At 74.0% G+C, this 25268-nt stretch carries 24 protein-coding genes and 1 pseudogene; 6 read left to right on the top strand and 19 right to left on the bottom strand.

Translation table 11 applies throughout. The features are described from left to right. Positions 1-77 precede the first annotated feature (77 nt). From ABZ861_RS03595 to hisI, 4 genes and pseudogenes are all read right to left on the bottom strand, one after another. Complete coding sequence (locus ABZ861_RS03595) at positions 78-317, bottom strand: HGxxPAAW family protein (RefSeq protein ID WP_361622996.1); 240 nt, start codon at positions 315-317, stop codon at positions 78-80. Positions 318-525: 208 nt separating this feature from the next. After that, positions 526-1173: a TIGR02234 family membrane protein gene (locus ABZ861_RS03590; protein WP_361622993.1), complete on the bottom strand. Its 648-nt coding sequence runs from the start codon at positions 1171-1173 to the stop codon at positions 526-528. A 25-nt stretch (positions 1174-1198) separates the two neighbouring features. Then, positions 1199-2716 carry an anthranilate synthase component I gene (locus ABZ861_RS03585; protein WP_361622990.1) on the bottom strand — a complete coding sequence of 506 codons (1518 nt, stop codon included), beginning with the start codon at positions 2714-2716 and terminating at the stop codon, positions 1199-1201. 212 nt (positions 2717-2928) lie between these two features. Continuing rightward, positions 2929-3282: pseudogene (gene hisI, locus ABZ861_RS03580) on the bottom strand (phosphoribosyl-AMP cyclohydrolase); the annotation flags it as partial. 83 nt (positions 3283-3365) lie between these two features. On the opposite strand from hisI, the gene ABZ861_RS03575 reads away from it, so the two are divergent. Next, a complete protein-coding gene (locus ABZ861_RS03575; protein WP_361622987.1) occupies positions 3366-4001 on the top strand; it encodes a TIGR03085 family metal-binding protein in 636 nt (211 codons plus the stop codon). A 31-nt stretch (positions 4002-4032) separates the two neighbouring features. Here ABZ861_RS03575 and ABZ861_RS03570 read toward each other — a convergent pair whose 3' ends face one another. The 10 genes from ABZ861_RS03570 to hisD form a co-directional block, all read right to left on the bottom strand. Next, positions 4033-5331: an MFS transporter gene (locus ABZ861_RS03570; protein ID WP_361622984.1), complete on the bottom strand. Its 1299-nt coding sequence runs from the start codon at positions 5329-5331 to the stop codon at positions 4033-4035. Between the two features lie 14 nt (positions 5332-5345). Next, entirely contained in the window at positions 5346-5933 is a 588-nt protein-coding gene (locus ABZ861_RS03565) for a helix-turn-helix domain-containing protein (protein ID WP_361622981.1), read from the bottom strand. Between the two features lie 152 nt (positions 5934-6085). Next, positions 6086-6841, bottom strand: coding sequence for an imidazole glycerol phosphate synthase subunit HisF (gene hisF, locus ABZ861_RS03560; protein ID WP_361622978.1), 756 nt, complete (start codon positions 6839-6841; stop codon positions 6086-6088). Then, positions 6838-7242, bottom strand: coding sequence for a RidA family protein (locus ABZ861_RS03555; protein ID WP_361622975.1), 405 nt, complete (start codon positions 7240-7242; stop codon positions 6838-6840). Before ABZ861_RS03555 ends, hisF begins: the two co-directional genes overlap by 4 nt. After that, positions 7239-7967, bottom strand: a complete 729-nt coding sequence (gene priA, locus ABZ861_RS03550) for a bifunctional 1-(5-phosphoribosyl)-5-((5-phosphoribosylamino)methylideneamino)imidazole-4-carboxamide isomerase/phosphoribosylanthranilate isomerase PriA (protein ID WP_361622972.1) — start codon at positions 7965-7967, stop codon at positions 7239-7241. The genes ABZ861_RS03555 and priA overlap by 4 nt, the downstream gene beginning before the upstream one ends. Further along, a complete protein-coding gene (hisH, locus tag ABZ861_RS03545) occupies positions 7967-8617 on the bottom strand; it encodes an imidazole glycerol phosphate synthase subunit HisH (RefSeq protein WP_361622969.1) in 651 nt (216 codons plus the stop codon). Before hisH ends, priA begins: the two co-directional genes overlap by 1 nt. Further along, the gene (locus ABZ861_RS03540) at positions 8608-8772 is read right to left on the bottom strand and encodes a hypothetical protein (RefSeq protein WP_361622966.1); all 165 of its coding nucleotides are present in this window, start codon (positions 8770-8772) and stop codon (positions 8608-8610) included. The genes hisH and ABZ861_RS03540 overlap by 10 nt, the downstream gene beginning before the upstream one ends. Further along, positions 8769-9365, bottom strand: a complete 597-nt coding sequence (gene hisB / locus ABZ861_RS03535; RefSeq protein WP_361622963.1) for an imidazoleglycerol-phosphate dehydratase HisB — start codon at positions 9363-9365, stop codon at positions 8769-8771. Before hisB ends, ABZ861_RS03540 begins: the two co-directional genes overlap by 4 nt. Next, on the bottom strand, positions 9362-10477 hold the full coding sequence (locus tag ABZ861_RS03530) for a histidinol-phosphate transaminase (protein ID WP_361622960.1): 1116 nt from the start codon (positions 10475-10477) through the stop codon (positions 9362-9364). The genes hisB and ABZ861_RS03530 overlap by 4 nt, the downstream gene beginning before the upstream one ends. Then, complete coding sequence (gene hisD / locus ABZ861_RS03525; protein WP_361622957.1) at positions 10474-11799, bottom strand: histidinol dehydrogenase; 1326 nt, start codon at positions 11797-11799, stop codon at positions 10474-10476. Before hisD ends, ABZ861_RS03530 begins: the two co-directional genes overlap by 4 nt. A 296-nt stretch (positions 11800-12095) precedes the next feature. Here hisD and ABZ861_RS03520 point away from each other — a divergent pair, with 296 nt between their 5' ends. The 4 genes from ABZ861_RS03520 to ybaK all read left to right on the top strand — a co-directional run bounded on the left by ABZ861_RS03520 (position 12096) and on the right by ybaK (position 16289). Next, complete coding sequence (locus ABZ861_RS03520) at positions 12096-13673, top strand: oxidoreductase (RefSeq protein ID WP_361622954.1); 1578 nt, start codon at positions 12096-12098, stop codon at positions 13671-13673. A gap of 127 nt (positions 13674-13800) precedes the next feature. Then, the gene (locus ABZ861_RS03515; protein WP_361622951.1) at positions 13801-14820 is read left to right on the top strand and encodes a hypothetical protein; all 1020 of its coding nucleotides are present in this window, start codon (positions 13801-13803) and stop codon (positions 14818-14820) included. 11 nt (positions 14821-14831) lie between these two features. Continuing rightward, positions 14832-15572 (top strand): LON peptidase substrate-binding domain-containing protein, encoded by a 741-nt coding sequence (locus ABZ861_RS03510; protein ID WP_361622948.1) that lies wholly within the window; start codon positions 14832-14834, stop codon positions 15570-15572. A 216-nt stretch (positions 15573-15788) separates the two neighbouring features. Beyond that, the gene (ybaK, locus tag ABZ861_RS03505) at positions 15789-16289 is read left to right on the top strand and encodes a Cys-tRNA(Pro) deacylase (protein WP_361622945.1); all 501 of its coding nucleotides are present in this window, start codon (positions 15789-15791) and stop codon (positions 16287-16289) included. Between the two features lie 437 nt (positions 16290-16726). Here the strand turns inward: ybaK and ABZ861_RS03500 are convergent, their stop codons facing one another. The 4 genes from ABZ861_RS03500 to ABZ861_RS03485 form a co-directional block, all read right to left on the bottom strand. Beyond that, entirely contained in the window at positions 16727-17662 is a 936-nt protein-coding gene (locus ABZ861_RS03500; protein WP_361622942.1) for an AAA family ATPase, read from the bottom strand. A gap of 34 nt (positions 17663-17696) precedes the next feature. Next, positions 17697-18491 (bottom strand): ABC transporter permease, encoded by a 795-nt coding sequence (locus ABZ861_RS03495; protein ID WP_361623619.1) that lies wholly within the window; start codon positions 18489-18491, stop codon positions 17697-17699. 179 nt (positions 18492-18670) lie between these two features. Further along, positions 18671-19645: an ABC transporter ATP-binding protein gene (locus tag ABZ861_RS03490; RefSeq protein ID WP_361623616.1), complete on the bottom strand. Its 975-nt coding sequence runs from the start codon at positions 19643-19645 to the stop codon at positions 18671-18673. Positions 19646-19793: 148 nt separating this feature from the next. Continuing rightward, complete coding sequence (locus ABZ861_RS03485; protein ID WP_361622939.1) at positions 19794-21008, bottom strand: NYN domain-containing protein; 1215 nt, start codon at positions 21006-21008, stop codon at positions 19794-19796. Between the two features lie 384 nt (positions 21009-21392). On the opposite strand from ABZ861_RS03485, the gene ABZ861_RS03480 reads away from it, so the two are divergent. Beyond that, positions 21393-21560 carry a hypothetical protein gene (locus ABZ861_RS03480; protein WP_361622936.1) on the top strand — a complete coding sequence of 56 codons (168 nt, stop codon included), beginning with the start codon at positions 21393-21395 and terminating at the stop codon, positions 21558-21560. 119 nt (positions 21561-21679) lie between these two features. Here ABZ861_RS03480 and dnaE read toward each other — a convergent pair whose 3' ends face one another. Next, positions 21680-25219 (bottom strand): DNA polymerase III subunit alpha, encoded by a 3540-nt coding sequence (gene dnaE, locus ABZ861_RS03475; RefSeq protein ID WP_361622933.1) that lies wholly within the window; start codon positions 25217-25219, stop codon positions 21680-21682. Between the last annotated feature and the right edge of the window lie 49 nt (positions 25220-25268).

Here is a 25268-nt window from a genome sequence, read left to right as displayed (position 1 = left end):
GGGGCGGCCCGGGGCCGCCCCTCGTCCCGTGTCGTACGGGTCCGTCGCGCGCGTCCGACCGGGTGTCGCCCCCGGTGTCAGCTCTCGACGCGGGCCGGCTCGGCCATCTGGTGCACCGGGTGCTCGTTCTTCTGGCCCATGCCCATCATGCGCATGACGGCGCCGACGACACCGCCGAGCAGCACGACGCCGATGCCGGCCCAGAAGCCCACCGGCATGGCCGCCACCATGAAGGCGCCCGCGACGCAGAAACCGATGAAGGCGATGATGACACCGGTCCAGGCGGCCGGGGTGTGACCGTGGCTGCTGCCCGCCATGACTTGCTCCTCGTTGCTGGGGTTGCTGGGGTTGCTGGGGTTGCTCGTGCTTGCTCGGGGGTTGCTCGTGCTCGCTCGTGCGTGTCCGAGCCGGACGCTCGGCTCATTGTCCCGTACGCGCGCACGCGGCGTGACCGGGGGTGGTCCCCGCCGGGCGCTCACCGCGGCGGGAGCGCGGCGCGGCGAACCGGTCGGCCGCGGGCCGGGGTCAGGCCGGGTCGTCGGTCGTCGGGTCCTCGCCGCGGTCGAGGGCCTTCCACAGGTCCTCGGGGCGGTCCGGGTCGACCGGGCGCGGCGCACGGGCGCGGGGCGCTCCGGAGCGTTCGTAGCGGCCGGACATGGCCGGCCACAGCCGTCCGTAGGCCAGGGCGAGGAGGCCGGCCAGCAGGATCAGCGCCCCGCCGGCGACCGCGACGTAGGGCCAGGCGGTGTGGCTGAGCGAGGCGGCGGTCGCGGCGGTGTCGCCGGACGCCTGGGCGGCCTTCTCGTCGAGGGCGGCGCCGTCGGACGCGCCCGCCAGGGCGGCGGCGACGGTGCCGGCGCCGGACAGCGCGAGCAGGCCCGCCACCAGGAAGCGGCCGGTGCGGCGGACGGCGAAGACGGCCACGAGCGCGGCCAGCCCCACGACGGCGAGCGCCGCGGGCACGCCGGTGACGTCGCTTCCGTCGACGGACAGCGGGAAGGCGCCGCCGGCCACCGTCGCGGTGCCCTCCGCCCAGCGCTGCCGGGAGGCCAGCAGCGCCACGGCCGCGCCGAGCGCGCCGCACAGCAGAGCCAGAGCGAGGCTGCGGCGGCCGGGCCGGGCGGGGGCGGCGGCTTCGGTGCGGGTGCGGGGTAGGGCAGTCACGTACTCCACTATCGCCTGCGCGCGGGGCGGACGGTCACCCGGGGTCGCGCGGGGCGGACCCCAGCCGGTTGGCGGTGTGCACGGCCCGCAGCACGGCGGCGGCCTTGTTGCGGCACTCGGCGTCCTCGGCCACCGGGTCGGAGTCGGCGACGATCCCCGCGCCCGCCTGGACGTGGGCGGTTCCGTCGCGCAGCAGGGCGGTGCGGATGGCGATGGCGGTGTCGGAGTCCCCGGCGAAGTCCAGGTAGCCCACGCAGCCGCCGTACAGCCCGCGCCGGGACGGTTCCAGCTCGTCGATGATCTGGAGGGCGCGCGGCTTGGGCGCCCCGGACAGGGTGCCGGCCGGGAAGCAGGCCGTGAGCACGTCGAAGGCGCTGCGGCCGTCGGCGACGCGCCCGGTGACGGTCGAGACGATGTGCATCACGTGCGAGTAGCGCTCGACGGACATGAAGTCGACGACCTCGACGGAGCCCGGCTCGCAGACCCGTCCGAGGTCGTTGCGCCCGAGATCGACGAGCATCAGGTGCTCGGCGCGCTCCTTGGGGTCGGCCAGCAGCTCGTCGGCGAGGTCCTGGTCCTCCCGCGGGGTGGCGCCGCGCGGCCGGGTGCCGGCGATGGGGTGGACCATGGCCCGGCCGTCCTCGACCTTGACCAGCGCCTCGGGCGAGGAGCCGACCACGTCGAAGCCGTCGAAGCGGAACAGGTACATGTACGGCGAGGGGTTGGTGGCCCGCAGCACCCGGTAGACGTCCAGTGCGCTCGCCGTGCACGGCGTCTCGAAGCGCTGGGAGGGGACGACCTGGAACGCCTCGCCCGCGCGGATGCGCTCCTTGACGTCCTCGACGGCGGCCTGGAAGTCCGCGCCGCCCCAGCGCGCGGTGTACGGGGGCAGTTCGGACGGCGGCAGGGCGGCGGGCGGCTGGGCGACCGGGCGGGAGAGGTCGGCCTCCATCGCGTCCAGGCGCGCCACGGCGTCCGCATAAGCGTCGTCGACGCCGGTGTCGAGGTCGTTGTGGTTGATCGCGTTGGCGATGAGCAGGACCGTGCCGTCCCAGTGGTCGAGGACGGCGAGGTCGGAGGTGAGCAGCATGGTCAGCTCGGGCAGCTTCAGGTCGTCCCGCCCGCCGGGGCCGACCTTCTCCAGACGGCGCACGACGTCGTAGCCGAGGTAGCCGACCATGCCGCCGGTGAAGGGCGGCAGGTCCAGGTCCTGGGCGAGGTCGCGGGGCGTGTGCAGGGCCTCCACGGCGCCGCGGAGGGCGGCCAGCGGGTCTCCCTCGACGGGGACGCCGACCGGCGGGGCGCCCAGCCAGTGGGCGCGGCCGTCCTTCTCGGTGAGGGCGGCGGAGCTGCGCACGCCGACGAAGGAGTAACGGGACCAGGTGAACGCGGAGCTGCCGTTCTCGGCGGACTCCAGCAGGAAGGTGCCGGGGCGCTCGGCGGCGAGCTTGCGGTAGAGCGCGACGGGGGTGTCGCCGTCGGCGAGGAGCTTGCGGGTGACCGGGATGACGCGGCGGTCGGCGGCGAGCTTGCGGAACGTCTCGAGGTCCATGGCGGCCGACCCTACCGATCCGAGACCGGGGCGCCGGTCACGGCAGTCCCGGCGGTCACGGCGGTCCCTGTGGCTTCAGCAGTCCCGGCGGTGTCAGTGGTCCCGCTGGTCTCAGCAGTCCCGGCGGTCCCGGCGGTCTCAGGAACCTCAGCGGTCCCAGCGGCCACGGCGGCCACCGCGACCTCCGCCGTCTCGCCGGTCGCGAGGAGCACGTCGGCCTCGAAGCACGTGCGGTCGCCGGTGTGGCAGGCGGCGCCGGTCTGGTCGACCTTGACCAGCAGGGTGTCGGCGTCGCAGTCCAGCGCGACGGACTTGACCCGCTGCACGTGCCCGGAGGTGTCGCCCTTGACCCAGTACTCCCCGCGGCTGCGCGACCAGTAGGTGCAGCGGCCGGTGGTCAGCGTGCGGTGCAGCGCCTCGTCGTCCATCCAGCCGAGCATCAGCACCTCGCCGGTGTCGTACTGCTGGGCGATGGCGGGGACGAGGCCGTCGGCGCCGCGCTTGAGGCGGGCGGCGACGGCGGGGTCGAGGCTGCTGGGCCGGGGGGCGCCGGGCGTGCTGGTCATGGGTGCCATTGTGCCGCGCCGGGCGGCGGATCCGGGCCCGCGGCCGGGTGCGCGGACGCGCTCCGTGGCCGTAGGCTGACCCCATGTCGACCTTTGCCCAGCGTGAACGGCTTCTGCTCGCCGACCTCTTGGAGACCGCGGGGCCGGACGCGCCCACGCTCTGCGAGGGCTGGCGCACCCGCGACCTCGCCGCGCACGTGGTGGTGCGCGAGCGGCGCCCGGACGCCGCGGGGGGCGCGATGATCAAGCCGCTCGCCGCGCGCCTGGAGAAGGTGCACCAGGAGTACGCCGCGAAGCCCTACGACGAGCTGTTGCAGCTCATCCGCACCGGCCCGCCGCGCTTCTCGCCCTTCCAGCTCAAGCAGGTGGACGAGGCGGCGAACACGGTGGAGTTCTACGTCCACGCCGAGGACGTCCGCCGCGCCCGGCCCGACTGGACGCCGCGCGAGCTGGACCCGGTCTTCCAGGAGGCGCTGTGGTCGCGCCTGGAGCGCACCGCCCGGCTGCTCGGCCGGGGCGTGCCGACGGGACTGGTGCTGCGCCGTCCCAACGGCCAGACGGTCGTCGCCCATCGGGGCACGCCGGTGGTGACGGCCACCGGGGAGCCCTCCGAGCTGCTGCTGTTCGCCTTCGGGCGGCAGGACGCGGCCCGGGTGGCGCTGGAGGGCGAGCAGGACGCGATCGACACGGTCTCGGAGTCGAAGCGGCTGGGCTTCTGAGCCGTCCGGCCGGTCGCGGCGAGCGCGCCCCTCAGCCGGGCAGCTCGGCGCGGCGCAGGCCGGGGGCGGCCAGCGCGACGACGCCGCCCAGGGCGCAGACCACCGCGCTGACGGCGAAGACGGGACCGGTGCCCCAGGCGCCGATCGCGGCGGCGGACAGCGGCATGGACAGCGGGGCGAAGCCGAGACTGACCAGGCTGGCGACGGCGGTGACCCGGCCGAGGTAGGCGGGCGCCGCCGAGGTCTGGAGCAGCGCCCCGCACAACGCGCCGCTGGTCCCCGCCAGGAGGCCGACCAGCAGGGCCGTCCCGGCGGCGGCGAGGACGCTCGGGGCGTGCGGAAGGGCGCCGATGGCCGCGGCGCCCGCGATGCACGCGCCGCCGGTGATCCAGCCCGCGTGCGGCAGCCGTCCGCGCACGGTCAGCAGCAGGGAGGCCGCGCCGGCTCCCGCGCCGAACCCGGCCAGCACCCAGCCGGCCCCGGAGGCGCCCCAGCCGCGTTCGTCGGCCAGCAGGGTGAGACCGACGTTGAGCGGCCCGACGAAGCCGAGGTCGCCCAGGGCGATGGCCAGCATCAGCGGGCCGAGGACGCGGCTGCGGCGGATGTGGCGCAACCCCGCCGCCACGTCGTGCCAGGCGGTGGCGCGGGCGGCGCTCTCGCCGTCAGCGGCGCCCGAAGCATCGGCGGCGGCGCCCGCGGCCTCGTCGGAGGGCAGCGCGCGCATCCGCACGGAGACCAGCAACGGCACGGACACCGCGATCAGCAGGCCCGCGATCCCGAAAGCCGCCGCGGCGCCGCCGAGCGCGACCCCGAGGCCGCCCAGCGGGGCGCCGACGACGTTGGCGAAACGTATCGCCATGCCCCGCATCCCCTGCACCCGGGCGAGCTGGCCGGGACCCGTCACCCGGACGGGCAGCGCGCCCACCGCGGGCAGGAACATCGCGTCCACCGTGCCGAAGACCAGGGCCAGCAGGGTCAGCGGCCACAGCCCGGGGTCGGACAGCCACAGCACCGCGGCCGCCGTGAGCACGGCGGCGCACCGGACGGCGTCGCCGCCGATGACGACCCGGCGCGGCCCGAACCGGTCCGCGACCACTCCCCCGCCCAGCATCAGCAGCGCCCGGGGCAGCGCGCTGACCGCCGTGACGACGCCGGCCTGCGCGGGGGTGCCGGTGCTGACCGCCGCCCAGGACAGGGCGAGGTAGTAGACGTTGTCGCCGACCGTCGACGCGGTGTAGGCGCCGAGCCAGCGCAACACGTTGCCGTCGCGGTGCGCCGGGCGTTCGGCGGGGAGGGCGACGGCGGCCGGTATCGCGGGCGGGCTGGTCACGGGGGCTGCCTCTCTCAGACGCGGAAGGGGAATCCGTACACGTGCAGCGCGACGTGCTCGCGCCCTTCGGTGTCGCCGGCGGCTTGGGCGGCCCGCCCCTGGGTCTGGTACTTCATGAGCACGGCGTGCAGTTCCGCGGTCAGCTCGGCCAGTTCGGGGGCGGTCAGATCGGTCAGGTACTCGGAGTCGCAGGACGCGGCGTTCCACTCGGGGCTCCACTGGGCCCGCTCGTCGAGGTGGCGGCGGTACAGCTCGGCGCGCTGCTCGAACAGGAGCCGGGAGGCGGCCACGTGGGCGGCCGTCTTCTCGGGCGCGTCCCGGAAGTCCTCGTCGTAGATGCTCAGGCCGTCGGAGGCCGGTCGCCACCAGCGCTCGCGCGCGTCCTCGCTGCGCCCCTCGGCCTCTTCGATCAGTCCGTGCTCGGCGAGCTTGCGCAGGTGGTAGCTGACCAGGGACACCGCCTCGTCGACGACGTGGGCGAGGCGCGAGGCGGTCGCCGCCCGCTCCAGGTACAGCGCGCGGTACAGCTTCAGCCGCAGCGGATGCGCGAGCGCCTTGAGGGTGCCCACGTCCGAGATCCGGCGGTACTTCCAGTCGGTCACGTCGCTACCCTAGATGCGAAAGAAAAATTGCGCAAGGAAAACTGCGCAACTTTTCTTGCGCATCTACCCAGCGAAAAGCCCCGGCCGCCGGGCACCGCTTCCCGGCCGGGGCTCCCCCGCGTCGCTGCGCGGACGCCGGCGCCGCGGGCGCGTCAGCGCACCGGGTGGCCCGCGTCCCGCAGCGTCTGCTTCACCTCGCCGATCCGCAGGCTGCCGAAGTGGAACACCGAGGCGGCCAGCACCGCGTCCGCGCCCGCCGCGACGGCCGGCGGGAAGTCGGCGAGGCGGCCCGCGCCGCCGGAGGCGATGACCGGGACCGTCACGTGCTTGCGCACGGCGCTGATCATCTCCAGGTCGTAGCCGCCCTCCGTGCCGTCCGCGTCCATGGAGTTGAGCAGGATCTCCCCGGCGCCCAGCTCCGCGGCCCGGTGCGCCCACTCCACCGCGTCGAGTCCGGCGCCGCGGCGCCCGCCGTGGGTGGTCACCTCGAACGAGCCCGACGGCGTGCGGCGCGCGTCCACCGAGAGGACCAGCACCTGGCGGCCGAACCGCTCGGCGATCTCGCGGATCAGCTCCGGCCGGGCGATGGCGGCGGTGTTGACGCCCACCTTGTCCGCGCCCGCCCGCAGCAGCCGGTCCACGTCCTCAGCGGTACGGACGCCGCCGCCCACCGTCAGCGGGATGAACACCTGCTCCGCGGTGCGGCGCACCACGTCATACGTGGTCTCGCGGTCGCCGGAGGACGCGGTGATGTCCAGGAACGTCAGCTCGTCGGCGCCCTCGGCGTCGTACACCGTGGCCATCTCGACGGGGTCGCCCGCGTCGCGCAGGTTCTCGAAGTTGACGCCCTTGACGACCCGGCCGCCGTCCACGTCCAGGCAGGGGATGACTCGGACCGCCAGCGTCATGGGCTCTCGGCTCCTCGGTACGCCTCTAGTTCCACTTCGACCAGGATGCGCGGGTCGACGAAGCCCTCCACCACCAGCAGGGTCGCCACGGGCCGCACCGCGCCGAACACCTCCTGGTGGGCCCGGCCGACCTCGTCGACGTCCCGCGTGTGGGTCAGGTACATCCGGGTGCGCAGCACCGACTCGGGACCGAGCCCGAACTCGGCGATGGCCTCCAGCGCGCCGGCGAAGGCCACCCTGGCCTGCTCGTAGGGGTCGCCCTCCCCGTACAGCACCGTGCCCCGGAAGGACGTCGTGCCCGCCACCAGGACGCGGTCCCCGGCCGCGACGGCGCGGGAGAAGCCGAAGCTCTCCTCCCAGGGGCTGCCGCTCTGCACCCGCCGTACGGCGCCGGACGTCATGACGACACCGCCTCCAGGGCCTCTTCCAGGGTGAACGCCTTCGCGTACAGGGCCTTGCCGACGATCGCGCCCTCGACGCCGAGCGGCACGAGAGCGGCGAGGGCCCGCAGGTCGTCGAGGCTGGAGACGCCGCCGGAGGCCACCACCGGGCGGTCGGTGGCGGCGCAGACGTTCTTCAGCAGCTCCAGGTTAGGGCCCTGGAGGGTGCCGTCCTTGGCGATGTCGGTGACGACGTAGCGGGCGCAGCCCTCCTTGTCCAGGCGCTCCAGCGTCTCGTACAGGTCGCCGCCGTCCCGGGTCCAGCCGCGCCCGCTCAGGGTGGTGCCGCGGACGTCCAGGCCGACCGCGATCCGGTCGCCGTGCCGGGCGATGACCTCGGCGACCCACGCGGGGCTCTCCAGGGCGGCGGTGCCCAGGTTGACCCGGGCGCAGCCGGTGGCCAGGGCGGCGGCCAGGGTGTCGTCGTCGCGGATGCCGCCGGACAGCTCGACCTTGACGTCCATGGCCTGGGCGACCTCGGCGATCACCGCGCGGTTGTCCCCGGTGCCGAACGCCGCGTCCAGGTCGACCAGGTGCAGCCACTGCGCCCCGGCGTCCTGCCAGGCGAGGGCGGCCTGGAGCGGGGCGCCGTAGGAGGTCTCGGTCCCCGACTCGCCGTGCACCAGGCGGACGGCCTGGCCGTCGCGGACGTCGACGGCGGGGAGGAGTTCGAGCTGCGAAGCCATCACAGGGATCCGATCCAGTTGTTCAGGAGCTGCGCGCCGGCGTCGCCGGACTTCTCGGGGTGGAACTGGGTCGCCGTCAGGGCGCCGTTCTCCACGGCCGCCACGAAGGGCTTGCCGTAGAGGGACCAAGCGACCTTGGGGGCGTGCAACAGCGGGTTGCCGGTCTCCATGCCCCACTCCTGGACGGCGTAGGAGTGCACGAAGTAGAAGCGCGCGTCGGCGTCGAGGCCGGCGAACAGCTCCGAGCCGGCCGGCGCCTCCACGGTGTTCCAGCCCATGTGGGGCACCACGTCGGCCTCCAGCGGGGCGACCGTGCCGGGCCACTCGTCCAGACCGTCGGTCTCCAGGCCGTGCTCGATGCCGCGGGCGAAGAGGATCTGCATGCCGACGCAGATGCCCATCACCGGGCGGCCGCCGGACAGCCGCCGGTCGATGATCCAGTCGCCGCGGGCCTCCGTCAGCCCGCGCATGCAGGCGGCGAAGGCGCCGACGCCGGGCACCAGCAGGCCGTCGGCGTTCATCGCCCGGTCGAAGTCGCGGGTGATCTCGACCTCCGCGCCGGCGCGGGCCAGGGCCCGCTCGGCGGACCGGACGTTGCCGAAGCCGTAGTCGAAGACGACCACGCTCTTGGCCGGGGCGCTCAATTCCACACCCCCAGCCGCAGCACGCCGGCGGCCAGGCACATGGCCGCGCCGATGGACAGCACGGCGATCAGGCTGCGCGGCATCTTCTGCTTGACGAAGGAGACGATGCCGCCGACGAGGAACAGCCCGACGACGATCAGCAGGGTCGACAGGCCGTTCACAGCGCGCCTTTCGTGGAGGGGAGGATGCCGGCCGCGCGCGGGTCGCGCTCGCTGGCGTAGCGCAGCGCACGGGCCAGCGCCTTGAACTGGCACTCCACGATGTGGTGCGCGTTGCGCCCGTAGGGCACGTGCACGTGCAGCGCGATCTGCGCCTGGGCGACGAAGGACTCCAGGATGTGCCGGGTCATCGTGGTGTCGTACTCGCCGATCATCGGCGCCATCTTCTCGGGCTCGGTGTGCACGAGGTAGGGGCGGCCGGAGAGGTCGACGGTGACCTGGGCCAGGGACTCGTCCAGCGGGACCGTGCAGTCGCCGAAGCGGTGGATCCCCACCTTGTCGCCGAGCGCCTGCCGGAAGGCGGCGCCGAGCGCGAGGGCGGTGTCCTCGATGGTGTGGTGGGAGTCGATGTGCAGGTCGCCGTCGGTCTTCACGGTCAGGTCGAACAGCCCGTGCCGGCCGAGCTGGTCGAGCATGTGGTCGTAGAAGCCGACCCCGGTGGCGATGTCGGTCCGCCCGGTCCCGTCGAGGTCGATCTCGACCAGGACCGAGGTCTCCTTGGTGGTGCGCTCCACGCGCCCGACGCGGCTGCTCATGCGCTCTGCTCCTGTTCCTTCTTCAGATCGCGCACCGCGGCGAGGAACGCGTCGTTCTCCTCCGGGGTGCCGGCGGTCACCCGCAGCCGGCCCGGTACGCCGTTGTCGCGGACCAGGACGCCCCGGTCGAGGATCCGCCGCCACGCGGCGTGCGCGTCCGCGAACCGCCCGAACTGGACGAAGTTGGCGTCCGACTCGGTGACCTCGTAGCCGATCGCGCGCAGTTCGGCGACCAGCCGGTCCCGTTCGGCCTTGAGCCGCTCGACGTACTGGAGCAGCGTGTCGGTGTGCTCCAGGGCGGCCAGCGCGGTGACCTGGGTGACCGCCGAGAGGTGGTACGGCAGCCGGACCAGTTGGACGGCGTCCACGACCGCCGGGTGCGCGGCCAGGTAGCCGAGGCGCAGCCCGGCCGCGCCGAACGCCTTGGACATGGTGCGCGAGATCACCAGGTGCGGCCGGCCCTGAAGCAGCGGCAGCAGCGAGGCGCCGTGGCTGAACTCGACGTACGCCTCGTCGACGACGACCATGGACGGCTTCGCCGCCTGGGCGGCCTCGTACAGCGCGAGCACGGTCCGCGCCGGGATCGCGTTGCCGGTGGGGTTGTTGGGGGTGGTGAGGAAGACGACGTCCGGCCGGTGCGCGGCGATCGCCCGCTCGGCGGCGGCGGGGTCGACGGTGAAGTCCTCGCGCCGCGGCCCGGAGATCCAGCCGGTGCCGGTGCCGCGGGCGATGAGCGCGTGCATGGAGTACGACGGCTCGAAGCCGATCGCGGTGCGGCCGGGCCCGGCGAAGGTCTGAAGAAGTTGCTGGATGACCTCGTTGGAGCCGTTGGCCGCCCAGACGTTCTCCCGGGCGACCGGGTGGCCGCCGGTCTTGGTCAGGTACTCGGCGAGCGCGGTCCGCAGCTCCGCCGCGTCCCGGTCGGGGTAGCGGTTGAGGCCGCGGGCGGCCTCGCGGACCCGCTCGGCGATCCGCTCGACGAGCGGTTCGGGCAGCGGGTAGGGGTTCTCGTTCGTGTTCAGCCGGACCGGGACGTCCAACTGGGGGGCGCCGTAGGGCGACTTGCCGCGCAGTTCGTCCCGGACGGGCAGATCGTCGATGGAGAGGCTCACTTGGTCGTCGGCGCCTTCCACCCGAACCGTGCCGTGACCGCGGCGCCGTGCGCCGGCAGGTCCTCCGCCTGGGCCAGCGTCACCACGTGGTGGGCGACCTCGGCGAGGGCCTCGCGCGAGTAGTCCACGATGTGGATGCCGCGCAGGAAGGACTGCACGGACAGGCCCGAGGAGTGGCAGGCGCAGCCGCCGGTGGGCAGCACGTGGTTGGACCCGGCCGCGTAGTCGCCGAGCGAGACGGGCGCCCACGGGCCGATGAAGATCGCGCCGGCGTTGCGGACGCGGTCGGCGACGGCCGCCGCGTCGGCCGTCTGGATCTCCAGGTGCTCCGCGCCGTAGGCGTCGACCACCCGCAGGCCCTCGTCGATGCCGTCGACGAGGACGACGGCGGACTGCTTGCCGGACAGGGCCGGGCGGATCCGGTCCTCGACGTGCTTGGTCGCCTCGACCTGGGGCCGCAGCTCCGCCTCCACCGCGTCCGCCAGCTCGGCGGAGTCGGTGACCAGGACGGCGGCGGCCAGCGGGTCGTGCTCGGCCTGGCTGATCAGGTCGGCGGCGACGTGCACGGGGTCGGCGGTGGCGTCGGCGAGGATCGCGATCTCGGTCGGACCCGCCTCGGCGTCGATGCCGATCTTGCCGGTGAAGTAGCGCTTGGCCGCGGCGACCCAGATGTTGCCGGGGCCGGTGACCATGGTGACGGGCGGGCAGGACTCGGTGCCGTGGGCGAACATCGCCACCGCGCTGGCGCCGCCGGCCGCGTAGACCTCGTCGACGCCGAGCAGGGCGCAGGCGGCGAGGATCGTCGGGTGCGGCAGGCCGCCGGACGCGGCCTGCGCCGGGGAGGCCAGCGCGATCGACTCCACGCCGGCCTCCTGGGCCGGGACGACGTTCATGACCACGGAGGACGGGTAGACCGAGCGGCCGCCGGGCGCGTACAGGCCGACCCGCTCGACCGGCACCCACTTCTCGGTCACCGAGCCGCCGGGGACGACCTGCGTGGTGTGCGCGGCGCGGCGCTGGGCGCGGTGCACCAGCCGGGCCCGCCGGACGGACTCCTCCAGGGCGGCGCGCACGGCGGGGTCGAGCCCTTCCAGCGCCTCCTTGAGCGCCTGGGCGGGGACGCGGACCGATTCCAGCCGCACGCCGTCGAACCGCTCGGCGAAGTCGATCAGCGCCGCGTCGCCGCGATGGCGCACGGCCTCGCAGATCGGACGCACCTTCTCCAGGGCGGCCGAGACGTCGAAGTCGGCCCGGGGCAGCAGGTCGCGCAGGGCGAGGCCCTCGGGAAGGGCGTCGCCGCGCAGATCGATTCGGGAGATCACGCGGTCAATTCTCGCAGACCGCGCTCTCGGGTAGTTCGCCCGTATCAATGGCTGATACAGAATCCCGCTGTCCAGTGGCCGATACGCACCGGCGGGACCCGCGTGTTCCGGCCGTCCCGGAATGCCTGGAAGATCCTCTTCACGTTCCGCGTTCAGACCGTCACACAGCGGGCATCACCGCTGGGACGCCGCGCGGAACGCGCGGGGAGCGGGAGGTGCGGGACGACGCGGGGGAACGCCGGAGAGCGGGGCGCGGCGGAGAGCGGGCGAGACGAGGGGGGAGAAGGGAGAGCGGCGTGACCGAGGTGGCCTGCGCCCGCGCCGGGGATCTGCCGGACGACCTGACCGAGGTCGAGGCCGGGATGTGGCTGGCCTTCCGCGACGGCAGCGCGTACGACCTGCGCAGCGGGGACGCGGCGGTGGACGACCCGCACGGAGGGCGCCCTTGGGGGCCGGAGCGCACGGTGCGGGCGCACACGGTGTGCCGGCTGCTGCTGGACGGGCCGCCCGCGCTCACCGGCAGGGTGGCGTCGTTGAAGCTGACCGGGCTGCGCATCGTGGGCACGGTGGACCTGTCGGGCGGCACGGTGGCGCCGTACGTGGAGCTGCTGGGCTGCCGGTTCGAGCGGGAGGTCCGGCTGCCGGAGGCGCGCTTCTCGACGGTGCGGCTGGTGGACTGCGCGGCGCCCCGGCTGGAGGCGGCCCGGGTGCACACCGAGGGCGACCTGCACCTGCCCCGCTGCCGCTTCCCGCGCGGGATACGGCTCACCGACGCGCGGATCGGCACGGATCTGCTGCTCAGCCAGGCGGTCCTGGGCGGGGACCGCACCGGCCGGTCGGTCGCCGCCGACGGGCTGACCGTGGGCCAGGACCTGACGGCGGAGCTGCTCCAGTCCTGCGGCGAGATCAGCCTGCGCGGCGCCACGGTCGGCGTGTCGCTGAGCCTGCGCGGGGCGCGGCTGTCCGGCGCGGGCGGCCGGTGGGCGCTGAACGCCCCGCAGCTCACCGTGGGGCGCACGCTGTACCTGACCCCGGCCGGGGTCGGCGGCCCGGCGCTGAGCGCGGTGACGCCGGCCCGCGGGACGCGGATCGAGGACTTCGCGTGCCAGGGCGGGGTGCGGCTGGACGACGGGCGGTTCGGCGACGCGGTGGACCTGGAGCGGGCCCGGTTCGGCTTCACCGACGACCAGGCGCTGTCGCTGCGCCGAGTGCAGGCGCCCGAGCTGCGCTTCCTCGGGGAGCGCCCGGCGCGCGGCCAGGTGCTGCTGTCGGGGGCCCGCGTCGTCACCCTCGTGGACCGGGCGGCGAGCTGGCCCGGACCGGGCGGCCTGCACATGGGCGGCTTCGTCTACGAGAACCTGGTGCCGCGCGGTCCGTTCTCGCTGGCCGAGCGGCTGCACTGGGTGGCGGCGGCGACCGCCGAGTACAACCCGGAGCCGTACGAGCGGCTGGCCGCGGTGCTGCGGGAGGCCGGCGAGGACGAGGACGCGCGCGAGGTGCTGCTCGCCAAGCAGCGCCGCCGCCGCGAGACGCTGCCGCCGGCCGGCAGGCTGTGGGGCTTCGTGCAGGACGGCGCGGTGGCCTACGGGTACCGGCCGGCGCGGGCCGCGGTGTGGATGGCGGTGCTGTGGGCGGCCGGCACGCTCGCCTTCGCGCACGCCGCCCATCCCCCGGCCGATCCCGGCGCGCGCCCGCAGTGGAATCCGGCCCTGCTGGCCCTGGATCTGCTGCTGCCGTTCGTCGATCTGGGCCAGGCGGGTCAGTGGCGGCTGAGCGGCGCGTGGCAGTGGCTGTCCGCCGCGATGGTCCTGGTCGGCTGGGTCCTGGCCACCACGGTGGCGGCGGGCGCGACACGGCTGCTGAGGCGCGGGTGACCTCGGGGAGCGTAAGTTGTTGAAGTCTCACCTTTTGCCCGACCTTGACCCGTCGGCGTACAACTTTCCCGAGCTTGCCGGAACCCTCTGGCGCCAGTGCGGCCTGCGGACTTTCAATGGTCGAACCATGGCTTCGCTGCCCTCGTTCATCCGCCCCGCCCGGAGGGCGCGCACCGCCCTCCGCGCCGACGCCGCCGCGCTGCCCGCGGACGCCGAGGCACTGCTCGACGCGCCCGACGAGGCGCTGGGCCCGGCCCTGGTCGCCGTCGCCCGGGGCGCCTACCGCCCCGCCGCCGAGCTGCTCGCCGCCACCCGGGCGCAGGGCCGCTGGGAGGAGCGCGACCGCTACGCGCTGCGGCTGGCCGCGTTCGCCCGCTCGCGCCCCGACTGGCTGGACGCCTGGCGCGCGGCCGAGCCGTACGACCCCGACGTGCTGCTGGTCTCCGCGCAGCTCGCGGTGGACCGCGCCTGGCCCTCCCCCGCCCGCGCCGAGCTGCTGCGCGAGGTCAGCCCGCTGATCACGGCCGCCGCGCGCGGCGACGCCCGGGACCCGGTGCCCTGGCGGGTGGCGCTGGACCACGCGCGCGGCAGCCGGGCCGGCCACCGGTACTTCGAGGAGCTGTGGGAGGCGGCGGTCCGGCGCGACCCGCACCACTACGGCTGCCATGTGGCGGCCCTGCGCTACCTGGCGTCCTCCTGGCACGGCTCGCACCGCGAGTGCTTCGACTTCGCCGACCGGGCCGCCCAGGACGCCCCCGCCGACTCGCTCGTGCAGGCCCTGCCGCTGCGCGCCGCCTTCGCCTACCTCGCCGACGGCTGCGGGCCCGACGTGCCCCGCCCGCGGCTGGACGCGGCCGCCGACCGCGCCATCGCCCTGTCCGCCCGGCTCCCGGCGGCCGCGCCCGGCCCCGCGGAGGTGCGCAACCTGCTGGGCTGCGTCCTGATCCGGCTCGACCGCCCCCAGGACGCCGCCGTCCAGCTCCGCCTGACCGGCCCCTACGCCACCTCCTTCCCCTGGGACCGGGTCTGCGACGACCCCCTGGGCCTGTTCCTGACCGTGCGCGCCGACGTCCGATCCGCGACGCTGACGGGGCTCGTGCGCCCCGAAAGCGAGCGCGGCGAACGGGCCCGCTCGGGCGGCCACTAGGCTTTTGCGCCGTGACCACCGTCCGGCTCCCGCTCTTTCCGCTCAACTCGGTGCTGTTCCCGGGGCTGGTGCTCCCGTTGAACGTCTTCGAGGAGCGCTATCGCGCGATGATGCGCACCCTGCTGAAGACGCCCGAGGACGCGCCGCGCCGCTTCGCCGTCGTCGCGATCCGCGACGGCCACGAGGTGGCGCCGAGCGCCCCGGGGCTGCCCGACCCCACGGCGCGGCCCGAACGCGGCCCCGCCGCCGGGTTCGGCGCCGATCCGGCCCGCGCCTTCTACGGCGTGGGCTGCGTGGCCGACGCGGCAACCGTGCGGGAGCGGGGGAACGGCGGCTTCGAGGTGCTGGCGACCGGCACGACCCGGGTGCGGCTGCTGTCCGTGGACGCCTCCGGCCCCTACCTCACGGCCGAGTTGCAGGAGCTGGGCGAGGAGCCCGGCGACGAGGCGGCCCCGCTGGCCGACGGGGTGCTGCGGTCCTTCCGGCAGTACCAGAAGCGGCTGGCCGGAGCGCGCGAGCGGTCCCTGGCCACCGGCGCCGACCTGCCCGACGAGCCGAGCGTGGTGTCGTACCTGGTGGCGGCGGCGATGGTGCTGGACACCCCGACCAAGCAGCGCCTGCTCCAGGCTCCCGACACCTCCTCGCGGCTGCGCGACGAGCTGCGGCTGCTGCGCTCGGAGACGGCGATCCTGCGGACCCTGCCGTCGCTGCCCGCGCCGGAGCTGACCCGCGCTCCCACGAGCTTCAACTGACGCGCGGGCGCCCGGGGCGCCCCGGGTGATCCGGGACGGGGGGGCAGGTGCGCGGGAAGCGGCACGCGCGGCGGAAGCCCGGCGAGGACCCGTCGAGGACACGGAGCGAACCGGGGAGAACCCGGCGGGACCCGGGAAAGACACCGGAGAGACGCCGTTGACAAGCCGGTGAGGAGCCGGTGAGGAGCCGGTCGGAACGAGGGAAGTCGGCGACGGATGGCGAAGAAGGCGAAGAAGCAGCAGGCCGGGGGCACTCCCGCGACGGTGGCGCTGACCGCGGCGGGCGTGGAGCACACCGTGCACGCCTACGACCACGATCCCGCGCATCCCTCCTACGGCGAGGAGGCGGCGCAGGCCCTCGGCGTCGCACCGGAGCGGGTGTTCAAGACCCTGGTCGCGGACGTCGACGGCGCGCTGACGGTGGCCGTGGTCCCGGTCGCGGGCTCGCTGGACCTGAAGGCGCTGGCGTCGGCGGTGGGCGGCAAGCGCGCGGCGATGGCGGACCCGGCGCTCGCCGAGCGCACCACGGGCTACGTGCGCGGCGGCATCAGCCCGCTGGGCCAGCGCAAGAAGCTGCCCACCGTCCTGGACGCCTCCGCGACGGCCCACCCCACGATCTGCGTCTCGGCGGGCCGCCGCGGCCTGGAGGTGGAACTCGCCCCCTTGGACCTGGCCCGGCTGACCGACGCGGCGGTGGCCACGATCGGCCGGGACTGACGGCCGGCGGCCCACTGCCAGGCCCTGCGGCGCGGGGCGGTCGGCCGTGCGGCCCCGCGTCGCGGGGCGGCCGACCGTGCGGCCCCGCGGCGCCTCGCTGTCACGGCGCGAGGGCGTGTGGCGAAAGTAGCGTCGTCCGCCCGCAGGGCGGGCCCGGCGGTGTCTGGTGCGTGCGATCGCAAGGCGGAGGGTCGCCCCGATACTGGGCGTATCGGGGTGCCCCCGACAACGCGGCGCGCGTGCGTGCCAGACGCCGCCGGGCAGACGGGACTCTCGCAACACGCCCTCGGCGTTCCGCAGCGGGCCGCCGTGGGACGCGTGACCGGCCGCACGGCCGTGTGACGCCTGGCCGTCGGACGCATGGCCCCGTATGACGCGTGATCGTCGCCCGCTCCCGGCGCTGCGGCGGCTCGGCGTTCGGGAGGCGGGTCGGGCGGCTACTGCTCGCCGTGCGGCGAGCGGCCGTCGGACGGGTGGTCGTACGGCGACCGGCCGTCCGGGGCGTGCCCGCCAGCCGCGTAGCCGCTCGCGTCGTGACCTCCCGCCGCGTGGCCCTGCGGCGCGTGGCCGTCCGGCGTAGGCCCGTAGGGGGTGGCGTACGGGCTCTGGGCGTACGGGTCCGGGTCGCGGGGGCCGAAGAGGGCGGTGAGGCCCAGGTGGACCAGGAGGGCCGCCAGGGGCCACGCCAGGAGGGCGCCCTTCGCGCCCAGCCTCAGCGGCGCCGGGAAGGTCACGCCCTTGCCGACGGCCTTGGCGTGCGCGATCACGTCGCTCTCGGGACCGAGCCACAGCCCCACCCGCCACGCCAGCAGCGCTCCGAGCAGGCCGCCGACGCCCAGGGCGACCGCCGACGGCACGCCCCCGCGCCGACGCAGCAGGAAGACGGCCGCCGCGCTGAGCGCGCCGAAGGCCAGGGCCAGCAGCGTGAACGTTCCGTCCACGCCGATCGCCTGCTCGCCCTCGGTGTCCTTGAGGTAGACGACCCAACTGCTTCCGGTGGCGTCCCCGACCAGCGGCACCCGCGGGGCCAGCCAGTTCCACAGCAGCCCCAGCAGCACACCGGCGAGCACGAGGGCGACCGTGATCACCACGGCCTCGCGGACTTCGGTCTTCATCCCGGGTCCGTCCGGCGCGTCCTGACCGGCCTGGCCCACCTGCCCGGCCTGCCCGACCTGACCGGCCTGTCCGAGCCGCCCGGCCTGCTCGTCCTTGCCGTACGCGGCCCCCGCCGCCGCGGTCCCGGCGCCCGGCGTCTGCCAGGTCTGCCGGGGCGGCTGGGGGTGCGGCCCGGCCTGCGGGTCGTCCTCGCCGGACCGGGAGGGCTGTGAGGGCCGCCCGTGCGGCGGCTGGGAGGGGTTCAACGGTGGCGTCACCTTGTCATCGTGCCAGTCGGTCCGCTCGGCCGCGTCACCGGACGGCCGCCCGGCGATACGCCCAGGTCGCCGCCGCCAGCGAGAGCACTCCCACACCGGCGCAGACGGCCATGTCGAGGCCCACCAGCGCCCAGTCGGGACGGGCCGCGAAGGTGCGCGCGTAGGCCTCCACGCCGTAGGTGGACGGCAGCAGGTCGCGGGCGAGCCGGATCGCCTCCGGCATCCGGTCGGGCGGCAGGACGCCCAGGAGCAGGGCGGCGGACATGCCCAACTGACCCAGCAAGGTGGCCAGTTCCGGTCGCGGGGCGAGCAGCCCGCAGACGGCGCCGAGTCCGGAGAGCGCGGCGCCCGCGAGCGGGATCACCGCGACGAGCACCCACAGGTTGCCCAGCGGCAGACCGAACAGCACGCACCCGAAGACCGCGGTCACCAGCGTTCCGGGCACGGTGAAGGACGCGTAGGCCGCCGCCGCGCCGAGCACCACGGCCGCGGGCGGCACCGGCAGCGTCGCGTAGTGGTCGAGGCCGCCGCTGGCCCGCAAGTGGCCGAAGTACTGGGACAGCAGGTTCAGGGCGACGTAGGCCACGACCACGATCGCCGCGCCCGCCACCACGGAGCGGGCCTCGCCGCCGCCGCTGACCACGCCGCGCATCATGATCATGATGCCGACGGACTGGAAGGTCGCCACGAACAGCAGCGGGATCCGTGCCACCCGCGCCCGGGAGAGCTGCGCCCGGTACACGGCGGCGAGGGACGGCCACAGCCGCGCCGACGGTGCGAGTCCGGCCGCTCCGGCCCGCCCGGCGCCGCGGTCCTGCCCGGCCGTCACACCGGCGGACGCGTCGGCGGTTACGACACTCACGTGGAACTGCTCCCTCTTCGCTGCGGCGTCCTGTCCCGCGCCCCGCGCGGCGGCGGGTCGCCCAGGGGACCATACGGACACGGCGGCCCGCGCGCTCACCCTCTCACCGTCTCCGGACGGCGCGGCCCCGCGGCCGTGCTCGCCGCTCACGCCTTCACCAGTCCCTGCCGAGAGGCGCCGCCCAGCGCCAGGTACACGTCCTCCAGGCTGGGCGTGGCGAGGGTGAAGTCGTCCAGGGCGGCGAACGCGGCGCCGCCGGTGACCGTGGCCACGACGGCGCGGGCCTCCTCGGGGGCGAGCCGCAGCGTCCAGCGCCGCCCCGCCGCCGCGGCCCGCTCGCTCAGGGCGGCGATCTCGGGCACCTCCAGGGGCGCCTGGTCCCGCCACACCAGCTCCACCCGGACCTCGTCGGCGACCCGCTCCTTCAGTCCGGCCGGGGTGTCGCAGGCGATGACCCGGCCGGCGTCGAGGACGGCGACCCGGTCGAGCACGGTCTCGGCCTCGATGACGTTGTGGGTGACCAGCAGGACGGTGGCGCCGCGCTCGGCGCGCCGGCGGTCGACGGCGGACCACACCGCGCGCCGGGCCACCGGGTCCATGCCGGTGGTGGGCTCGTCCAGGACCAGCAGCGGGCGCTCGCCGACCAGCGCGGCGGCCACGCAGGCCAGGCGCCGCTGGCCGCCGGAGAGCTTCTTCAGCGGGCGCCCGGCGATCGGCGCGAGGCCCAGTTCGTCGAGCACGGCGTCCCGCTCCGACCTGGCCCGCCGGACGTCCAGTCCGCGCAGCCGCCCGGTGGTCTCGGCGGCGAGCGCCACGGTCAGCTCGTCCAGAGCGCTGGACTCCTGGCCGAGATAGGCGAGGATCCGTGCGGCGCGCTCGGGGTGCGCCACGATGTCGTGGCCGAGGATCTCGACGGCGCCGCGGTCGGGGCGCATCAGTCCGGTGAGCTGGCGGACCAGGGTGGACTTGCCGGCGCCGTTCGGCCCGAGCAGCCCGAACACCTCGCCGCGCCGCACCTGGAGCGTGACGTCGTCGGTGGCGCGCACCTCGGGCGTGCCGGGGGCGCCGCGCCGGCCGCGGGCCGCCGGGTAGGTCTTGGTCAGCCCGCGCACCGCGCACACGACGTCGCTCCCGTGCCGAAGTGCCTGTCCCGCGCGCGTACTCACAAAGGACGAGGGTACGGGGTCCGAGCGCTTTACTCGCCCTTGGGCCGGCCTCGTCCGGTTCCTCCGGGACGCTCCGGAGGGATCCCGGCGGGCGGCGGGCCGCTCAGTCGGCGGCGGGGGCGTGCTCGACGCCGGTGCGCACGTCGATCTCCCGCCAGAAACCGGCCCGGATGGCATACCGGTCGTGCTCGTCGATCTGGTCGTCCTTGTGCGCGAGCAGCCCGAAGCGGGCGGCGTAGCGCAGCAGTTCGCCGTCGACGCGGTGCGGGACCCGGGGGTACATCGACGACAGCTTGCCGAGGTGGCCGCGGTCGCCGAGCCGCTCCACCCAGCGCCGCGCGAACACCTGTCCGACCTCGTAGGGGTCGCCGCCGACGGTGGTGATGTCCTCCTCCCGGTCCGCCCACCGCTGCTCGGCCGTGGTGAGCTGGGCGAGGGTGGGCAGGGAGGCGGCCTCGGCGGGCTCGGCGACCGCGCCGCGCTCCACCCAGCCGCGGTCGGAGGACCAGCGCAGGGTCGCCGTGCTCGGGTGCTGGGCCGGGTGGGCGCCCGGGGCGCGCAGCCCGGCGAGGTCCTTGGGGGTGGGCACGCCCTTGGCGGCGGGCATCCGCTCCCCGGCGCCGTCCCCGGCCTCGCCGTCCTCCGGGTGGCCCCGGTGCGGGGCGGGGCGCTCGACGCCCGTGGGCGGGGCGGACTCGGGCAGCGGGGCGGAGAGGATCGCCGCGATCTCGGGACGGGGGGCGGGCGGCGGCGCGCAGACGCCGCCGAGTTCCTTGGCCCGTACGGCCTTGGTGATCCAGGTGCGGTCCAGGACGCGGCGCTCGTCGGCCTCGGCGACCAGGTCCTCGGACTGGTTGTAGTCGCCGTCGGCGGCCTGCACGGCCCACAGGTGGACGGCGACGCCGTGTTCCTTGGCGGCCATCATGCCGGGCAGCAGGTCGCCGTCGCCGGTGACGAGGACGACGTCGGAGCAGGCGCGGTTGCGGGCGAGTTCGGTCAGCTCGGCGTGCATGGCGGCGTCCACGCCCTTCTGCGCCCAGCGCCCGTCGCTGCGGGTCAGCGCGCCGAGCCGGACGGTGACCCGGGGCATCACCCGCAGCCTGCGGTGCTCGGGTTGCGGGACCCGGTCGGGGGCGCCGTCGAACCAGTAGATGCGCAGCAGGGGGCGCTCGGTGTCGGACTCGGCCTGCTCGCGCAGGCCCTGGACGAGCGCGGTGTGGTCGACGGCGATCCGGGAGCGCGACGGCTCTCCCGCGAGGAGGCTCGCGGCGGCCCCCAGCAGATACCCGGCGTCCACCAGGACGATGCAGCGGTCCACGCGATCCACCCTCTTTCCGGGGGGTTGCCTCGGGCTTGTCGCCCCGTGGTGCGGTTGCGGAGTTCGATACGGGTTCGGTGCGGGTTCGGTGCGGAGTGTGCGACGGCATGCCGAACGGAGTGCGCTTCGGGCTTCCTTCGAGTCTGCCCGACCGCGCCGGGGTTAACGGCCTGAACTCGATCTTCGGCGTGGCGTTTGGGGGCTCGGCGGCCCGATCACCCTTGTCACACAGGGTAATTATCCGACATGCGTTCATTGTCGGCGTATGTGAGTCTGATCGCGGACCTGGCCCCTAGGGCATGTTTCGAAAGTCCCGTCTGCCCGGCGGGCGGACGACGCTACTTCCGAAACACGCCCTAGATCCCCCGTAGGAGGTTGATCACCATGGCCAAGAACCGCAAGCAGGACCGCAACCGGAAGACGTCCGTGGCCGCGGGCGGCCCCCAGAACGGCGAGCGCTCCACGACGGAGGCGCACTCGGACCACGCGCCGCAGCTCTCCCCCACCGGCACGCCCCGTAAGGACAACCAGAAGCGTTTCGGCCACAACTGATTCCGGCGCACGGGCGGTTGACCGAGCCCTGACGCCGACGAGGGGCGTGCCCGCCGTGGACGGGGACGCCCCTTCGCGCGTGGCCGGGGCGCCTGACAGGCGCGGCAGGCCCGGCGCGGTCAGCCCGCCAGGCAGGCCGGTCCGAGCAGCACCTTCAGGTCGCCGAACAGGGCGGGGTCGGGCTTGACCCGGTGCCGGTCCAGGCGCAGCACCGTGGTCGAGCGCGGGCCCTGGAGCTTGATCCGCACCTCGCTGTCGCCCTTGTGGTGGCTGAGGATCTCGCCGAGGCGGCTGACCATCGGCGGCGTGACCTTCAGCGCGGGGATGGTGAGCACCACCGGCGCGTTGGCGCCCGCGTGGGACAGGTCGGGGACCTGGAGTTCCATGGCGACCAGCCGCGGCACGTCCTCGCGCTTGTCGAGGCGGCCCTTGACGAACACCACGGCGTCCTCGACGAGTTGGGTGGACACCAACTGGTAGGTCGCCGGGAAGAACATGCACTCGATGGAGCCCGCGAGGTCCTCCACGGTGGCGATGGCCCAGGCGTTGCCCTGCTTGGTCATCTTGCGCTGGAGGCCGGAGATGATGCCGCCGATGGTGACGACCGCGCCGTCGGCGTGCTCGCCGCCGGTGAGCTGGGAGATGCCCGCGTCGGCCTTGTCGGAGAGCACGTGCTCCAGACCGAAGAGCGGGTGGTCGGAGACGTACAGGCCGAGCATCTCCCGCTCCTGGGCGAGCAGATACGTCTTCTCCCACTCGTCCGGGGAGAACTGCACGTCCAGGCCGAAGCCGGGTTCGCCCGCGGCCTCCTCGCCCATGCCGCCGAAGAGGTCGAACTGCCCCTCGGCCTCCTTGCGCTTGACCGCGACCACGTTGTCGATCATCGGCTCGTACTGCGCGGTGAGGCCCTTGCGGGTGTGGCCCATCTCGTCGAAGGCGCCGGCCTTGATCAGCGACTCGGTGGTCCGCTTGTTGCAGGCGACCGCCTCGACCTTGTCCAGGTAGTCCGGGAAGGAGGCGTACTTCCCCTTGGCCTTGCGGCCCCGGACGATCGCCTCGACCACGTTCGTGCCGACGTTGCGCACGGCGGACAGGCCGAAGAGGATCACGTCGTCGCCCTGGGCGGCGAAGTTGGACATGGACTCGTTGACGTTCGGCGGGAGCACCTTGATGCGCATGCGGCGGCACTCGTTGAGGTAGACCGCCGACTTGTCCTTGTCGTCCTTCACGGAGGTCAGCAGCGCGGCCATGTACTCGGCCGGGTAGTTGGCCTTCAGATACGCGGTCCAGTACGACACCAGGCCGTAGGCGGCGGAGTGGGCCTTGTTGAACGCGTAGCCGGCGAACGGGACCAGCACGTCCCACAGAGCCTGGATGGCCTCGTCGGAGTAGCCCTTCTCGCGCGCGCCCTTCTGGAAGAGGACGAAGTTCTTCGCCAGTTCCTCGGGCTTCTTCTTGCCCATCACACGGCGCAGGATGTCGGCCTCGCCGAGCGAGTAGCCGGCGATGATCTGGGCGGCCTTCTGCACCTGCTCCTGGTAGACGATCAGGCCGTGGGTGACCGCGAGGACCTCTTCGAGGGGCTCCGCCAGCTCCTTGTGGATCGGCGTGATCTCCTGGAGGCCGTTCTTGCGCAGGGCGTAGTTGGTGTGCGAGTCCATGCCCATCGGGCCGGGACGGTAGAGCGCCGAGACGGCGGAGATGTCCTCGAAGTTGTCCGGCTTCATCAGGCGCAGCAGGGAGCGCATGGGGCCGCCGTCGAACTGGAAGACGCCGAGGGTGTCGCCGCGCTGGAGGAGTTCGAAGGTCGTCGGGTCGTCCAGCGGCAGGCCGAGGAGATCGATGTCGATCCCCTTGTTGGACTTCACCATCTTGACGGCGTCGTCCATGATCGTCAGGTTGCGCAGGCCGAGGAAGTCCATCTTCAGCAGGCCGAGCGACTCGCAGCTCGGGTAGTCCCACTGCGTGATGGTCACGCCGTCGGTGTGCCGGACCCAGACGGGCACGTGCTCGGTGATCGTCTCGCTGGACATGATCACGCCGGCGGCGTGCACGCCCATCTGCCGGACCAGGCCCTCGACGCCCTTGGCGGTGTCGATCACCTTCTTCACGTCCGGCTCGTTCTCGTACATCCCGCGGATCTCGCCCGCCTCGCCGTAGCGCGGGTGCCCGGAGTCGGTGATGCCGTTGAGGTCGATGCCCTTGCCGAGGACGTCGGCGGGCATCGCCTTGGTGAGGCGGTCGCCCATCGCGTACGGGTAGCCCAGCACGCGCGCGGAGTCCTTGATGGCGTTCTTCGCCTTGATCTTGCCGTAGGTGCCGATCATGGCGACCTTGTCGGCGCCGTACTTCTCGGTCACGTACCGGATCACCTCGACGCGCCTGCGCTCGTCGAAGTCGATGTCGACGTCGGGCATGGAGACGCGCTCGGGGTTGAGGAACCGCTCGAAGATCAGGCCGTGCGGGATCGGGTCGAGGTCGGTGATGCCCATGGCGTAGGCGACGATCGAGCCGGCCGCGGAGCCTCGGCCGGGGCCGACCGCGATGCCGTTGTTCTTGGCCCACATGATGAAGTCGGCGACCACCAGGAAGTAGCCCGGGAACCCCATCTGGATGATGACGTCCATCTCGTACTCGACCTGCTTCTGGCGGTCGTCGGGGATGCCGCCGGGGAAGCGGCGCTCCATGCCGCGGCGCACCTCCTCCTTGAACCAGGTGATCTCCGTGTAGCCGTCGGGGATGTCGAACCTCGGCATGAGGTTCTTCGCCTCGAACATGCCGGTGGTGTCGACCATCTCGGCGACCAGGAGGGTGTTGGCGCAGCCCTCCTGCCAGGCGTCGGAGGAGTCGATGGCGTACATCTCGTCCGTGGACTTCAGGTAGTAGCCGGTGCCGTCGAACTTGAAGCGGTCGGGGTCGGAGAGGTTCTTGCCGGTCTGGATGCACAGCAGCGCGTCGTGGGCGGTCGCCTCGTGCGCGTAGGTGTAGTGCGAGTCGTTGGTGACCAGCGGGGGGATGCCGAGCTTCTTGCCGATCTCCAGCAGGCCGTCGCGGACCCGGTGCTCGATGTCGATGCCGTGGTCCATCAGCTCCAGGAAGTAGCGGTCCTTGCCGAAGATGTCCTGGTAGTCGGCGGCGGCCTTCAGGGCCTCGTCGAAGTGGCCCAGGCGCAGCCGGGTCTGCACCTCGCCGGAGGGGCAGCCGGTGGAGGCGACGACGCCCTCGGACCACTGGGAGATGGTCTCCTTGTCCATGCGCGGCCACTTCTGCAGCCAGCCCTCGGCGTACGCGTCGGAGGAGAGGCGGAAGAGGTTGTGCAGACCGGTCCGGTTCACCGCCCACATCGTCTTGTGGGTGTACCCGCCGGAGCCGGAGACGTCGTCCCGCTTCTGGTGCGGCTGGCCCCACTGGATCTTGCGCTTGTTGCGCCGCGACTCCGGGGCGACGTACGCCTCGATCCCGATGATCGGGGTGACCCCGGCCTTCTTCGCGGACTGGAAGAAGTCGTACGCCCCGTGCAGGTTGCCGTGGTCGGACATGGCGATGTGCGTCATGCCCATCTCGTTGCACGCGTCGAACATGTCCTTCAGCCGCGCGGCGCCGTCCAGCAGCGAGTACTGGGTGTGCACGTGCAGGTGCGTGAACGGCGGCTTCGACACGGTTCGGCCTCCAGGAGGGACGCAAGGCGGGAGTCGACGGGACTCGGCG

This window comes from Streptomyces sp. NPDC046985, from assembly GCF_040644415.1.
In the GTDB taxonomy this organism is placed as follows: domain Bacteria; phylum Actinomycetota; class Actinomycetes; order Streptomycetales; family Streptomycetaceae; genus Streptomyces.
The sequence above is the reverse complement of the archived record's forward strand: the minus strand, read 5'-3'. Positions and strand labels throughout refer to the sequence as shown.